The sequence below is a fragment of the Ktedonosporobacter rubrisoli genome (assembly GCF_004208415.1).
In the GTDB taxonomy this organism is placed as follows: domain Bacteria; phylum Chloroflexota; class Ktedonobacteria; order Ktedonobacterales; family Ktedonobacteraceae; genus Ktedonosporobacter; species Ktedonosporobacter rubrisoli.
The window spans coordinates 1,988,940-2,002,704 of the sequence record NZ_CP035758.1 but is presented as its reverse complement, the minus strand read 5'-3'; the positions used below and the strand labels follow the sequence as shown (position 1 = coordinate 2,002,704).

At 55.7% G+C, this 13,765-nt stretch carries 11 protein-coding genes; 3 read left to right on the top strand and 8 right to left on the bottom strand.

Annotation, left to right across the window (positions count from 1 at the left end; all coding sequences use genetic code 11):
- Positions 1–78: 78 nt before the first annotated feature.
- The 5 genes from EPA93_RS09210 to EPA93_RS09190 all read right to left on the bottom strand — a co-directional run bounded on the left by EPA93_RS09210 (position 79) and on the right by EPA93_RS09190 (position 5,446).
- The gene (locus EPA93_RS09210) at positions 79–2,316 is read right to left on the bottom strand and encodes a phage major capsid protein (RefSeq protein ID WP_129886772.1); all 2,238 of its coding nucleotides are present in this window, start codon (positions 2,314–2,316) and stop codon (positions 79–81) included.
- A gap of 4 nt (positions 2,317–2,320) precedes the next feature.
- Positions 2,321–2,929: a hypothetical protein gene (locus EPA93_RS09205; RefSeq protein ID WP_129886771.1), complete on the bottom strand. Its 609-nt coding sequence runs from the start codon at positions 2,927–2,929 to the stop codon at positions 2,321–2,323.
- A gap of 304 nt (positions 2,930–3,233) precedes the next feature.
- Positions 3,234–3,617: a hypothetical protein gene (locus tag EPA93_RS09200; protein WP_129886770.1), complete on the bottom strand. Its 384-nt coding sequence runs from the start codon at positions 3,615–3,617 to the stop codon at positions 3,234–3,236.
- Between the two features lie 51 nt (positions 3,618–3,668).
- Positions 3,669–3,911 carry a hypothetical protein gene (locus tag EPA93_RS09195; protein ID WP_129886769.1) on the bottom strand — a complete coding sequence of 81 codons (243 nt, stop codon included), beginning with the start codon at positions 3,909–3,911 and terminating at the stop codon, positions 3,669–3,671.
- 2 nt (positions 3,912–3,913) lie between these two features.
- Positions 3,914–5,446, bottom strand: a complete 1,533-nt coding sequence (locus EPA93_RS09190) for a phage portal protein (protein WP_129886768.1) — start codon at positions 5,444–5,446, stop codon at positions 3,914–3,916.
- Between the two features lie 408 nt (positions 5,447–5,854).
- Between EPA93_RS09190 and EPA93_RS09185 the strand changes: the two genes are divergently transcribed.
- The 3 genes from EPA93_RS09185 (at position 5,855) to EPA93_RS09175 (ending at position 10,761) form a co-directional block, all read left to right on the top strand.
- Positions 5,855–6,799 (top strand): LysR family transcriptional regulator, encoded by a 945-nt coding sequence (locus EPA93_RS09185; protein ID WP_165422978.1) that lies wholly within the window; start codon positions 5,855–5,857, stop codon positions 6,797–6,799.
- A 135-nt stretch (positions 6,800–6,934) separates the two neighbouring features.
- Positions 6,935–9,463: a winged helix-turn-helix domain-containing protein gene (locus EPA93_RS09180; RefSeq protein WP_129886766.1), complete on the top strand. Its 2,529-nt coding sequence runs from the start codon at positions 6,935–6,937 to the stop codon at positions 9,461–9,463.
- Positions 9,464–9,711: 248 nt separating this feature from the next.
- A complete protein-coding gene (locus EPA93_RS09175; protein WP_129886765.1) occupies positions 9,712–10,761 on the top strand; it encodes an alpha/beta fold hydrolase in 1,050 nt (349 codons plus the stop codon).
- 31 nt (positions 10,762–10,792) lie between these two features.
- Here the strand turns inward: EPA93_RS09175 and EPA93_RS09170 are convergent, their stop codons facing one another.
- The 3 genes from EPA93_RS09170 to EPA93_RS09160 all read right to left on the bottom strand — a co-directional run bounded on the left by EPA93_RS09170 (position 10,793) and on the right by EPA93_RS09160 (position 13,579).
- Positions 10,793–11,806 carry an alpha/beta fold hydrolase gene (locus EPA93_RS09170; RefSeq protein ID WP_129886764.1) on the bottom strand — a complete coding sequence of 338 codons (1,014 nt, stop codon included), beginning with the start codon at positions 11,804–11,806 and terminating at the stop codon, positions 10,793–10,795.
- 17 nt (positions 11,807–11,823) lie between these two features.
- Positions 11,824–12,741 carry a PhzF family phenazine biosynthesis protein gene (locus EPA93_RS09165; protein ID WP_129886763.1) on the bottom strand — a complete coding sequence of 306 codons (918 nt, stop codon included), beginning with the start codon at positions 12,739–12,741 and terminating at the stop codon, positions 11,824–11,826.
- 472 nt (positions 12,742–13,213) lie between these two features.
- Positions 13,214–13,579: a cupin domain-containing protein gene (locus tag EPA93_RS09160; protein ID WP_207229486.1), complete on the bottom strand. Its 366-nt coding sequence runs from the start codon at positions 13,577–13,579 to the stop codon at positions 13,214–13,216.
- Positions 13,580–13,765: the final 186 nt, after the last annotated feature.

Below are 13,765 nucleotides of genomic sequence, written 5' to 3'. Positions count from 1 at the left end.
TGTGGTGGAGCAGTCTTGCGGGGTTTCCCAGCAATTCTCGGAGTGTTCGACAGGGATTACTCCCTGAAGCTCCTACTGCTAAGAGATGACATCTTGCGTGAAATTCATACCGAAGAGCGGCATATCTTGCACGAAGAGAGCGGGATTGACCTGTCCCCCAACAAAGCCAACCTCAATGGTATCCACTTCGCGCGGATCGGCGGCCATAAACCACTGCGTCGCACTGGAGAGTTGCGGCGAAACGATGGGCGTCACATAGCCGAGCATGGGGTTGATATCGTTATTGTTGGAACCCGGCACACCCGCCGACTTGGTGGCCACCATCGCCGTCCACTCAAGTTCCGGCGGCACGATCAGGTAGCGCGGGCGCAAGCCGATGCGCTTGCCGGCATAGTTGGTCTGCTCGCGCATGGCCGTCACTCCGCTTTGCATGGCCGCCGTCGAGAGGGCCGAAGCCCCCAGATTGCTATGCGGCGCTCCGCTGGTAAAGAGCGGGTTGCCATCATAAATGGTGGGGTTGCCCGAGAGGAAGCCGTAGACAAACTCGGCAAGGGTATAGGCCGCAGCAACGGCCAGCTTGGTTGGGATCTGCTTGACTGCCTGCAGATCGTCGTTGAGGATCACTTCGCGCGAGACCGTGACCAGGTTGCCCCGCTTTTGCGGCACGTAGACCGCCGCGCTATCGGCCAGCGTGACGGCGGTGTAGGCGCTATCCTCCGCGACGATGGGCAGGCTGCCAAAGGCGCCAAAGCGCACACGGGTCTGTTGCTTAAAGTCGCGAATGGGCATAATGCTGCAGAAGCGCTGCCACTCGGCGGGCCAGGCCTGGTAATCCTTGAGCAAGCGCTTATTCATACTCGTGCCCAACAGGTAGCTAAAGCTGGCCGTAGTGGTATCGGCCTCGCTGATGCGGGCAATGGGGGCATGCTCGCTCACGCGGATCTGGCCCAGCTGGCTGCTGTGCATCGTACCCGAGATGGCAGCATCCCCGGTCACGCGGGCATAGGCCTCGCGCAAGCCCTCGAAGGGCCGAATGTTGCCAAGACGCGCGGTGTCAATATCGAGATCAAACATCCGGTCAAAGCTGGCCTGGATCTTCTCTGCCTCGCTGATCATCTGCCCCACTGTGGGCTTCTCGTAGCCCTGGCCCCGAATGAGGCCATCGCGCGTCAACTGGGCCATGAGCCCGAGCGAGCTATTGAGCTCGGCGTCGAGCTCGCGCTCCTCAAAGATGCGGCCCTGGAAGCGGGTGCGAATCTGCGCACAGAGGGCGGAGGGCAGAATACTTTCGCGCAAACGGCGCTCTAAGAGCAGTTCGCAGCGCTGGCGGCGCGTCTCCTCTAGCAACTGCTGCAAGTGACGCTGCTCCTCTTGAATAGGGCTGGTCGCGGCCAGCTGAGGGCTCTCCTCAGCTGCAGCGCTTGGCAGCGACGACAGCTCTTCCTCGACAATAGATTCGACGTCCATAGGATCTCCTTGTGCTGAAACTGGGGCGGGCGAGAGCTCATGCAAGATGCGGCGAAAGGCCCCGCCCGCGCTTGGCCGCGTCACGATATCACAACTATTGAGAGCCAGGACCTGGGTCACGTCCCGGGCGCCGCTGGCCTCATTGTGCTGCCACTGGCCCAGGATATCGATCGAGAGGCCAATGAGCTCAGGCCGACCCAGGGACATGGCTTCGCGCACCACGGACCAGAGCCAGTCGGCGGCCTCAAACAGGTGCAAGGTGGCCTCCACGCGCGCCGGCTGCTTGGCGCTGGCCGGGACCAGCTGGGCATCATGGTAGAAGCCCACGACATCGCGCACGCTGCGCACGGAGCTTGCGGCCTCGGGGCTGGCATGATCGGCATAGGCCTGCGCGCCCTCGATCAGCTGAGCAATCGCCGCCAGGGCTGGCTCATCATAATGGTAGCCATTCTTGGAAGTGCCTCCCTGGATCACCGTCACACGCAGGGCATGACCCTCCTGGCCCGCTGTAAGCTGTTCGATGATCTGGGCTTCATCGAGCTGAATATGTGCCTCTTTGACGGAGGAAGCCGGCGGCTGGCCGTCCTCTGTGCTCCACGCCTGGGGAAGCGCGTGCTCTAGCTTGAGACGGCGAGCGATGGCGATAATCTTGCGCTTGACCTCCTCGGGCTGGGCAGCCTGGCCATGCAGACGGGCGGCATCGCGCACATCCTGGGCATCCTTGATAGGGAAGGAAGCCTCGGGCCCTGCAAAATTCTCCGGGTGCGCCTGATGATAGGCGCGGCGTGCCTGGGCAGTCCAGCGAGCCTCGGAGATGCGCTGGCTCGCTTGTTTGTGTGTCTTCATCATGGCGCTAGATCCCGTCATTGTCACTGGCATCATCGCCGGCCAGGCCCTTGCGGCTGCGCTGGCGCCGGCTCAGCCTGGGAGGTTGGGGAGGCGTGCCCATCCCATCCAGTGTGGTGCCTTCCTCTTCAGCATCCAGGCCACGGAACAGGAGGTCCAGATGGCGGCGACGTGTGGTATTGACGCCTGACTGATCGAGAAAGACCTGGGGATAGCTGGCATCGTCGAGCTGCGCTGAATCGGGCTGGCTGTGCAGCGTCTCCAACGCGCTCGGGTCCAGCTCGCCGGGTCGCTGGGACATCGTGACTTCGAGCGTGAGTTCTGGATGTTGTAGATCAGGCAAAAGCGGATCGGCAGCAAAGGGATGGGGATTGATGGCAAGACCAGACGGCACCTCATAGGCCAACAGGTCATCTACTGGAGGGTTTGGTATGAGCAGGCCGCTGGCATCTCCGTTCAAATTGTGGATGCTCAGCCCGTGGGGCTGGCAATACTCGTCGAGATCGGGCAGCAAGGGATCAGGCGCGAAGGCCGTGCGCGGCTCAAAGGAGATGCCGTCGTCGGCCACGTTGGCCAGCTGCAGGGCTGGCGTGGTCGTATCGGGAGCTGTATACATGGGCTGGTAGAGCGCGCCTGGCTGGCTGGTTTGGGTGAGCTCCCCGGCGTTGGTACGCCCTGGCTACCGGCTAAGTTGAGATCATAAAAGGGCATCTCAGGATCGATCCCGCCCAGTTCGGGCGAACCAACCAATTGCGGCTCATAAAGTGCCGGCTTCTCGGGTGTGGGCATGGCCTGGATGCTGGCCCCACTTGCCACGTTCAGGCTGCTGCCTGCCAGGTTGAGATCAGGCAGCTGGCCGCCTGGGGGCATGGGATAGACAGGACCTTCTACGTCCCTCTGCATAGACTTCCTCCTTTGTGTTAGCGCAAGCGCCTGAGCAGCGCCTGTACATGGGTACCCGAAGGCACAATGCCATGGGTGACCGCCTCAATGATTTCATACTTGGCAGCAGCCGCCACCGCCGCTGCTGTCGGCGTAGACGTATCGGCGATATAGACCACCCCGGTGAAGGTGGTGCCGATGGGCGCGATCATGAGCATGTCAAACTGCAGCCGGGGCGCGGCGCCACTGGCGTCGGGGATTTGCGAATCAAGCACCTGCTGCGGGCGGAAGATCACGCTGAGCGCCGTATAGCTATAGCTGCTGCCAGCCTGGGAGACAAAGACGACGGTCTTCTGGCGGCCGGCAAAGCTGGCAAGGGTCACGGCCTGAATATGGGCGGCCTTACGACTATCGAGCGGCATTCCCTTTCTCTCCTCTCTCCCCATTTCCACAATTGCCAGAGACAACAAGCATTAGAAGGCTTTTTCTCCCACATACAGACGGCTGCGTGGTGTCCGCGAATGGCTGCCGTGATGGGCGACATGGCTGCTGTGGCCGTGGGAGCGGGCCGCGTGATGGCCGCGCATGCGCCCCTGGCGCTCAGGAGCTGGAGCCGGTGCAGACCAGGAGGAAGCCGGCGCCGCTTGCGCCGTGGGCGAGGCATAGATGTTGCCAGCGCCAGCATAGCCAGTCACATCAAAGAGTTCCTCCGCCATCGCTAGACCTCCTCCCGCTTCTGTGGTCGTGTTGCCCGGGCCTTGACCGGTGGCACCGGCACCGAGAGCTCCGCTTGCTCCACTGGCAGCACCGACGTGGCATCGGCTCGGCGCTCTTGCTGCCCCGCGATGCGTGCCAGCTCCTCGTGCACATCCACCTCCTCATTGGCGAACTTGAAGAGCAGCCGCATCGCCGTCTCATCGCTGATCCAGCCCTGGGATTTGGCAGTCGCCAGGCCGGCAGTCACGTACTGCACGCCCATGCCCAGGGATTGATTGTCGTCAACATCGATCTGAGGAAAGATGAGCTCATAGCGCGTATCTATGGATTTGCCCAGCTTGCCAGCCTTCTGGGCCTCCAGGATCACGCGATCCAAGATGCAGCGCAGCACAGTGCCCATTACACGCTGCCGCCTTTGGAACTTGAGCAAGGTAGGCAGGCCCATCTCGGCAGCCGTGGCTCGATTGGTCGTCGTGCCATCGCTCAAAAAGTGCTCAGGGATCAAGGCCCCTACAGCCACCATCAGCTTGATGGCCCGCCCATCCTCGTAGGCCTCGTTGGCATTGATCTGCGGCTGCACGGCCTTCCACTGCTCAGTCTCATTGTGGATCACCACCGAGCCGGGTTCGGGGGGATAGCCATATTCCATGCGCTTACGCTGGATCGTCTTGAGATCGGCGCCCTGCAAGGTGATATCCCAGAGAAAGGCCCCCTTATACTTATTGATGCGTACGCGATCAGTCAACCAATCCTTGTAGCGGCGCAGCCAGGGCAGGATCGTCGCCAGGTCCGAAGCTCCGCGCTTAGCATTACTGACCTTATTGATCGTAAACTGCATGACCTCCTCGCGCGCCAGAAACCACTCGCCCTGTGTGTTGGTCGAGGAAGTATCAAGCTTGGTCAGATCGGGGGGATTCTGCGGCGGATCGGTCACGGCAATGGTCTGGCCCACCGGGCGGCGATGGAAGCGTAAGGGCGTCTCGATATCCTCGGGATCGGTCTCAATGAGATCGATGAGGGAAGGATCAATCATCCTGATCTTGACGCTGCCATCGTACTTGTTGACAAAGAAGCGCACAAAGATCTCGCCGTAGAGGGCCAGCTCGTTGCAGAGCAGATAGACACGCTCGGCCATCTGGTTATCCGAATCGTCCCAGAACTGCATGAGGAGCTGCTGCACGCGTTTGTGGTTAGCGGCAATCGTCACGCCCTTGCCCAGCACAAACGAGGTGGTAATCTCGATAATCGCGCGGGCCAGGGGATTGGCGTTCCAGCTCTCATAGATCAGGTTATGCATCTCCAGGTAGGTGGAGGGCATCAGATCTTTTTGGTAGAAGTTATCTGTCAAACGCCGGAAGTAATAATCTTCCTCGGTTCCCGAGGTCAGGCGACCCCAGTAATAATCTTCCTGGGTGGGAGCGCCCATCGCAAGCATGGTCGGATTGATCTGCTCTGCGATCTTCTTAGCTGATTGTTCCTGTTCAGGCGGGCTTTGTGCAGGGGACGAGGCGAATAAGCGATCAAACCAGGGCATAAGGGTCATCCTTCCTGATCCTGTATGGCATTTTTAGCCAGAGAGGCTACGACGATATGGGAGACAGAGCCTCCTTATCTCAGGTCACAAGGACAGGGATAAAGAGGCAATGACTACCAACAATGTGGCGTTGAAGTTGAACCACGACAACGGTCAGAGAGGTTCTACAGGTTTCTCCTGTAGTTGTTGAGAGATGGAACTTTGAGTCATGTTCGTAACTCTACAACATATTATGCATGTACCACCAAATCAAGTTCTTCAATATGCAATATCCCTATGAAAAGGCAGCTATTTATGCGTTTCTTCGATCAATTCAATGCATAAATGGCCCTTGATTTCTTTATCTATATAAGCTATAACTCTTATAGTTACTGTCTCTATCCTTCCCCAAAAAAGGAGGCCACGGGCGTGAATAGAGTGAAAACCGAGGCCCTCAAAGTCGACTTTCTTGACCTGCAAGCATTTATCGAGGCAGCTGATAGAAACTTTCAGCAGGCCGCCGTATCTCTCGACGTCTATCAATCTACAGTTTCTAATCGCGTGCAAAATCTCGAAAAGCGTCTGGGCGTGGAGCTGTTCAATCGGGAGAATAGACGACAGGTAACCCTGACTCCGGCCGGGCAGGCCTTTCGTGAGGAGGCCCAACGCCTCTGCCGGCAATGGGAAGAAGCCGTGGAGCAGGCTCACCGCGCGGCAAGAGGAGAGGACAGGCCAGTATATATCGGCTATACAGGAACCGCGCTATGGAGCATTCTCCTGGAGATTACGACAATATGCCGCACATGCACACCTCCTCTCAAAGTTATCTCGCGCGATCTCTCGGTCAGGGCTCAGTTGCGAGCGCTGAGGGCGCATCAGCTTGATGTGGGCTTTGCGATTACGCCCGAAATACGCGCAGGCTTGCAGTACAAAACGTTGTTTGCCTGCCCAATGCTCCTGGCACTTCATGAAGATCATCCACTAGCTGCCGAGCGAGAAGTTCGTTTGAGCGAGTTGAAGCAAGAACATTGGATCTGGTTTTCGCGCGACGCTAATCCGCATTATCACGATTACAACTTGCGCCAGTGTCAAAACGTCGGCCTTTATCCCACTATCGACCACTTTACGGATCAACCCTACGCTATGGTAAGCATGGTATCGCACGGTCTAGGCGCATCCCTTGTTACGGCCTGGACAGCCGTTCTCAAGCTTCCCCATGTGAAATATAAGCGCACCATCCCGGCCTGGAATGTTGAACTACAAATGGTGTGGCGCAAAGACGAATACTCTACGGCAGCGCAGAACTTTATGCAGCTAGTATGCGAGACGGTTGAACAGCGCCAGAATGGCCTTGACGGGCTGAATATCGATTGATATTTAGCTGCACATTCAGCGGTCTTTTCAGGATAGGATGACGAAATTCCCTAACATATGCTATACTGTTAGGGAATTTTATGCGGGTAGGCTGTTCATGTGGCCATCACATTGAGGAAAAGAAAAGGCTAATAGATGACGCGGGCAACGCCGACGATTCGCGAGACGATGCTAGTCGGATACGAAGAAGGACAGGCCATCTCTCTTGTTGTTGGATCAGAGCAATGGTTTTCCTGGCTAGGCAAGGATACGACGACGATCTTCGCGGTCCAGGCTCCCTATGGTTCCTATACAGCACGCAAAGAAAGTGCCGGCAATCGCCGAGGGGGCTGGTACTGGAAAGCCTATCGCACCTTCCAGGGAAGGCTTTACCGGGCATACCTTGGCAAGTCAGAAGATTTGACGCTGGCTCGCCTTGGTGAGACTGCGCTGGTCCTATCGACCCGCATTCAGGGACAAGCTGTGCAAGCAGCTTCGCAGGCTCTAGCATCTCCTCACCCTGACCCGCAAAGCGGACCTGATCATCTGGTCCCACCCCTGCTTTCTAGCAAACTTCAGCCTCCTCAACTGGCAAGCGGACTTATTGAGCGCCCACATTTGCTGGCAAGGCTTGCTAACTGCCACACGTACAAACTCAGCCTGTTAGTTGCTCCCGCCGGCTTTGGCAAATCTACCCTTGTCAACCAGTGGCTCACGCTCCAGCAGGGTACTCTTCCAGCACTTATGACTGCCTGGGTCTCACTTGAGCCCGGCGACAACGATATTTTCCGCTTCTGGCACGCTGTGATGACGGCATGTCAAAAACTACTGGGCAAGCCGAGTCAGGCCCTTGGGCAGATTGCTTTAACTGCCATCACAGCTTCCATTACATCCTCTGTCGGCAGGCCTGTTGAGCGGCCCCCACTTAATATGGCACTAACACATATGCTTAACGCGCTTGCCAACCCTTCTTCCGGCGGACTACTCGTGCTTGACGACTATCATGTGATAAGCGAAACTCGCCTTCACGAGACGCTGACTTTTTTCATCGACCATCTGCCCACAAACGTGCATATCTTGCTCCTCTCACGTGCCGAGCCGAATCTGCCGTTACTCCGCTGGCGGGCCAGAGGCGAGCTATACGAAATGCATGGAAGGGAGCTGCGCTTCTCGCTCTCTGAAACCGCCGCATTTCTCAGCCAGTCGCTGCCACAGCCCCCAACAGAAGCAGCCCTTAGAAAGCTTGATAGCTCACTGGAAGGCTGGGCCGCCGGCCTTCGCTTGCTCAGCTTGACTCTCTCCGCCCCAGACACCAATCTAGCCCTTGAGCAAGCCCTACTCAAACCTGAGCACTGGACGGACCTCTCAAATCGTCCTCCAGCGCAAATTCAAGATCCGCGTCACATGTTGTTCGCTTATCTGGTAAGCGAGATTTTAGAGACGCAGCCTGCATCCATGCAGAACTTTCTTTTGCGCACCAGCATCCTCAGCCGCCTCTGTGCGCCCCTCTGCGCAGCAGTGAGTGCTGAAGACATCGATGGAGCTCTTCTATTGGAGGCTGCATCCCGTGCGGGCCTCTTTTTAGAAGCGTTGAACGGAACTGGCGGCTGGTACCGCTATCATGCCCTCTTCGCCGAAGCCATGCGCCGGGAAGCCAGCTACCGCCTGGGTGAGGAAGTGCTACAAAGCTTATCGGCAAAAGCTAGCGCATGGTACGAGCAGGAAGGCATGCTCGCGGAAGCAATAGAGGCCGCCTGGTTGGCGCGGGACATAGAGCGGGCCGCCCGGCTGATTGAGCAGTTCCACGAGCACAATTTTGGCTCCCCTCAAAGCATGCTGGGCTGGCTAGAACAACTTCCCGCCGCAGTGCTGGACGCGCATCCGCTCCTCTGCTTCCTCTTTGCTACCGAGCTACGCTTTCCGGTCAAGCTCTGGGTTGCCGCTGATGCGCTGCTGGCCGCCGAGCTAACTGCTATCTTGCCAGAATCCGCAGACAGGCGCGTTGAGACCTTACTTTCCATGGCTGAGGAGGGATGGCGCAAGCGGGGTGAGCTTTTCTGGCTGGGGGCCATCTGGGGACACCGGGCCTTAAGTGCGCTCCTCGACCAGGAGCCCTTTGCCTCCATCGTCAATTTCGCCCAGCAGGCACTCGCTTTCCTGCCTCCATCCGGCCCCCTGAATCCCGGCTTGCAGATGTATCGAGCAGCATGCCTCTATTTCGTGGGCAGAGATAAGCTGAGTCAAGGCCTCTTTGCGGAAGCACGTCAGCTGCTTTTGCAGGCCCTTACCGATAATGTTCCACCCGGCAATAAGTTCCTCGCCGTGGATATTCTGCTCACTCTGGGCAAGGCCTATCTGGCGCTGGGCGAGCAGGAGGCTGCAAAAAAATATTTCCAGCAAGCCCTCCTGGATGCGCGTTGGCTGGGAGATGAGGTGGTCAGCGCTGAGGCTCAACTTAGCCTGGCCACCCTGGCCGATACTACCCGACAGGTTGAACCGCTCTCCGCTCAGGAAAAGCGTGTGTTAAGCCTGATAGCTACCGGCCGGAGCAATCAGGAGATCGCTCACGAAATGATTATCTCGATCAATACGGTAAAGTACCACATCAAGCATATTTACCAAAAGCTCGGCGTGAGCAATCGCCTGCAAGCCAGCGAGGCCGCACATACGCTTCACCTCAAATAAGGGCTGGCCATTTGCGCGCCGCACTCTGCACAAGCGTCCTGAGCCTACTTTCCCACCATCGTTCATCTTGTCCCTGTACCACGCAAAAAAATCCTTACCTACTCGTCTCTTCTCACCTCGACTACCTATCAAACTACCCGGGAGAGTGGGTATTTCACGCTCCGCAATCTCTATACTCTTTACAGTCGCAAGACGCTCATGGCTAATACTCATCAGCTTTATAGACTTGAAAGAAAGCGCAAAATAGTATGAAAACGAATATGTTAAGCACATTTCTTACACGCAAAAGTCAGCAGAAAAAACTTGCCCGCAGATTACAGATCACTACGCCGCATGGTATCGTGGAAGAGCGATTTATCAAGATTGGAGGCATCGAGCAATGGGTCACGATACGCGGCGAGGATCGTGCCAACCCGGTCTTGTTGTTTATACATGGCGGTCCGGGCTCGACCTACACAATCTTTGCCTCTACCTTGCGCTCGTGGGAAAAATACTTCACGATAGTGCAGTGGGATCAGCCAGGCACAGGCAGAACATTCCACAAAACCGGAAAATCTGGGACAGGCCAGCTGAGCTTTGAGCGCTTCGTATGCGATGGGCTTGAGCTTGTAGAATACCTCTGCAAGCATCTTGAACAGGAAAAGATTATCCTGATTGGGAGCTCGCTGGGCAGCATTGTTGGCACCATCATGGCCAAACGCCGGCCAGATCTGTTCTGGGCCTATATTGGCACCGATCAAAATACTGGTGGCTCAGAAGCCGCAAAGCTCTCGTACCAGCTAACTCTTGATTGGCTACGCCAGTATGGCAATACAAAAGGTGTGCAAGCAGTCGAGCAAATAAGTCCTGATCCTGACCGCTGGAGCCACAAGGAGGCCGGCCAGCTAGTCCAATGGACAATTAAAGCCAATCCGACCATCCCCAATATGGTTACGGATATTATCCTCCCGGCCATGCTTACCTCGCCCGGCTATACGCTTCGTGACATCTTTGACATGTTTGGAGGCATGAAATTTTCTGCCAATCAATTGGCTAAGGAGATGGCGACGATTGACCTGCGTCCTCTTGGCATGCGCTTTGAGGTACCTTTCTTCATCTTCCAGGGCGATACCGATGCCGTCACGCCAACCGCCGCAGCAAAAAAATACTTTGACGAGCTTGAGGTCCCCCACAAAGAATTTGCTCTGCTCAAACAAGCAGGCCATCTCGCGGTCTTTGCACGACAAGAACAGTTTCTGCAGGAGCTCCGCCAAAGGGTCTCTCCAGTTGTGGAAGCCCGCAGGCATGGTTCACAATAGCATTCCCGCTGTTTTACAAGGGGTGCTGGCTTTATTCAGCCAGCAAAGCCTTGAGGTTATCATCGATAAATTTAGTATCGACGGGATTGATGCCGCGGCCGGCAAAGTGACCCCAGATCGATTCGATTGGGCGAAAAGTCGCGCGAGGCATCAAGCCACTTTCGTACTCGCTATCCTGAATTGTGAAGTATAGATCGGTCCTGGCTGGCATAATGACAGCTCGCGCTTTGATGCTTTTGAGGGCTTTCTCAAAGTCTCCCTGATACATAGCATTGGCGCTGAGATCGGCCTGCTGTCCTGTCTTGAGCATGGCCAACAGATCATTGGCATCCTGCTTGAGAAAGTTATTATCCCAGAAACCGGCAAGAAAATCTTCTAGACCTTGATATCCCAGCTGCCAATAACAGGCTTCGCGGTAGAAGGCCTGGGAAAAGCCCCACCCAGCATACACGCGACCGATAGCGCGTAGCCCTGCCGCCGGTGGTGCTGTATACTGGCCATGGCTCCAGCTAGCATCAGCCAACAAAGGTGCCTTTACACCTTCAAAGAAGACAAAGGTGTGTGGCCAGGTCTTTGCTGTACCACAAAATGGCGCAATACGCTCAACCATTTCTGGATAGCTAGCTCCCCACTGAAAGGTTTGTAGCGCACCAAGCGACCAGCCCGTAACCAGTGCTATCTTCTCAATGCCAAAGTTCTGGGTCAGCAATTGGTGTTGTAAACGCACGTCATCGTAGATTGTGACGTGCGGAAAGTTGGCCCGATCAAAAGGAGGTGGCGTATTGCTCGGCGATGAAGAGAGGCCATTGCCGAGCGCATTGGGCACAATGATAAAGTATTTGTTGGGATCAAGCGCCATACCTTCGCCGATCAACCATTCGTTGTTATAATGCTGATCGGCGAAAGCCGTGGGATAAACAATCACGTTGCTTTTCTGTACATTCAAGGTTCCATAGGTTTTATAAGCCAGACGTACACCTGGCAAAGTGATGCCCGACTGTAAAGTGAATTCGCCAGGTTCAAAGATCTCGTAATCTCTCACCATATACTCTTTCTAGCGCTTCATAAGCTGGGATAAAGATTTCCTTCGGCGACAATAACGCCCTGACCAGCAATCTTGACCTCACTGCCTTGTACCTGTACTTCTATCAAGCTGGGCCTGCCCATCACATGGCCTTGCTCAATAAATAGAGGCTTACCCTCCTCGGCACGCCCTTGAGCTACAAGGTAGCAGGCCAGCGGACCGGCTGCGCTTCCTGTGGCCGGATCTTCGGCAATACCAACAGTAGGATTAAAGAAACGCGCGTGGGCTGTGGCCACAGAATCGATGGGATCAAGGCTGAACAGATAGCAGCCTTCAGCTCCACAGCTCTTAAGGATGGCGAGCAGCCCTTGACTGTCCGGGCGCACTTGCCAGAGCACCTCGCGACTCTTTATCGGCACCATGAGATGAGCCACGCCAGTAGAGACAACCTGGGCCGGCAGTTGTTCTAGCGTGAAGCTACTCTCTGGAATATTGAGGGCTGCGGAGAGCTCCCGGTGATCCTTATATATTGCCCCAAACACTGGCGGCTCTTGCTGCATCCTTATGGCCAGTGGTCGACCATTCTTGGCAAGGATCTCGATAGGTAACAGGCTCTCCCCAACCTCCTGGACAAAGGTATTAGAGGGAGCCGAAAGCGCTAATTGACCACTTTCGGCCAGCCACCACCATGCACCCAGGGTGTGGTGTCCGACCCCGAAAACTTCGGCCCCCGTAATTGTAAAAGAGCGCAAGCGCCAATCAGCCCCTGGCCGCGTCGGCGGTAGCAGAAAGGTACTCTCTGACTGATTAAATTCGCGCGAAATCAGCTGCATATGCTTCAGGTCAAGCGTTTGGGCATCTGCTATCACCGCCATAGGGTTTCCGGCAAGAGGTTCGCCGGCAAAGACATCAATCATGGCAAAACGCACTCGTGGGCGCTCGCTCTGTTGGGTCATAATCCTATTACCTCCACTCGCTTTTCCAGTTACAGGTATCTCCCACCTGGGAACAAGAGGCCGCCTGATATACTATCTCTTGCCAGCCATCAGGCATTTCTACACCGGCAGTGCAGTCACTCCTACTCTGTTCTCAAGCCTGAAAAAACTTTTTTATCTCAATTGCTTTTCAATTAAACCAGAACACAAATTGACTACTTACCTTTTAGTGTATCGTGTCAGATATATCAAGTCAAGAAATTGTTTTTGATATCACAATTCAATAAAATTGATGTAAATGGTAGAAGGGGAAGTCAAAAACATGCAGTTCAAGCAAAGAGAAGGCGGGTATGACGCGCAGCAAGCCTAAGATTTATATTTGTGCTGGCGAGGCGCTATAGTGGGAAGCAGAAACAGGCGAAGCATAAAAGCGGGAAGGGCTTCCGGTCCCAGGGAAGCGCCCTCCCGCCAGCAGGTAGTAGAAAATATTATATTAACTGGCCTCTCCGCCTTCAGGTCCATAGAAGATGACCCAGACGCCCAGATCGTCAGTAAAGTCCTCGAAACGATGAACCACACCTGCAGGCACAAAAATTACGTCCCCGGGCCCAAATGTATGGCGCTCTTCTCCGTTAACGAACCAGCCTCGCCCCTCCATGACTACATAGATTTCATCGCGCGTATGCGGAGTTTGCAGATCCTTTCCGCGCGGCGCGTAGTATTCAACCAGCAAACTGCCGTGCGTGAGCATAGAGACAAAGCGCAAGCCCTGTTCTGGTAAGGCAGCCTGGGCTTGTTCCAGGGTAACATGGCGCCTCTTTTGTAGCGCACTCATATCGTTATCTTGTGTTTCTGGCATGGATCTCTTCTCCTTGACTACAGAGCAATCTGCTAGTGGGTCGTCTAGAGTAGTGTTTCGGCCTGAGCTCATCCTACAGCATGCTTGAGTTATTGAATAGAGCCACTTCACGCCAAAAATCAGCATACCACTTTCCATCTTCGTGCGGCGCTCACATAGCAGCAATTTCGCGAAAGCTATAATCCC

Excerpts from the sequence above, each read along its gene's own strand:
- EPA93_RS09160 (WP_207229486.1), bottom strand. The coding sequence starts at position 13,579 with ATGCCAGAAACACAAGATAACGATATGAGTGCGCTACAAAAGAGGCGC.
- EPA93_RS09170 (WP_129886764.1), bottom strand. The coding sequence starts at position 11,806 with ATGGTGAGAGATTACGAGATCTTTGAACCTGGCGAATTCACTTTACAG.
- EPA93_RS09175 (WP_129886765.1), top strand. The coding sequence starts at position 9,712 with ATGAAAACGAATATGTTAAGCACATTTCTTACACGCAAAAGTCAGCAG.
- EPA93_RS09210 (WP_129886772.1), bottom strand. The coding sequence starts at position 2,316 with ATGATGAAGACACACAAACAAGCGAGCCAGCGCATCTCCGAGGCTCGC.
- EPA93_RS09200 (WP_129886770.1), bottom strand. The coding sequence starts at position 3,617 with ATGCCGCTCGATAGTCGTAAGGCCGCCCATATTCAGGCCGTGACCCTT.
- EPA93_RS09195 (WP_129886769.1), bottom strand. The coding sequence starts at position 3,911 with ATGGCGGAGGAACTCTTTGATGTGACTGGCTATGCTGGCGCTGGCAAC.
- EPA93_RS09190 (WP_129886768.1), bottom strand. The coding sequence starts at position 5,446 with ATGCCCTGGTTTGATCGCTTATTCGCCTCGTCCCCTGCACAAAGCCCG.
- EPA93_RS09180 (WP_129886766.1), top strand. The coding sequence starts at position 6,935 with ATGACGCGGGCAACGCCGACGATTCGCGAGACGATGCTAGTCGGATAC.
- EPA93_RS09205 (WP_129886771.1), bottom strand. The coding sequence starts at position 2,929 with ATGTATACAGCTCCCGATACGACCACGCCAGCCCTGCAGCTGGCCAAC.
- EPA93_RS09165 (WP_129886763.1), bottom strand. The coding sequence starts at position 12,741 with ATGACCCAACAGAGCGAGCGCCCACGAGTGCGTTTTGCCATGATTGAT.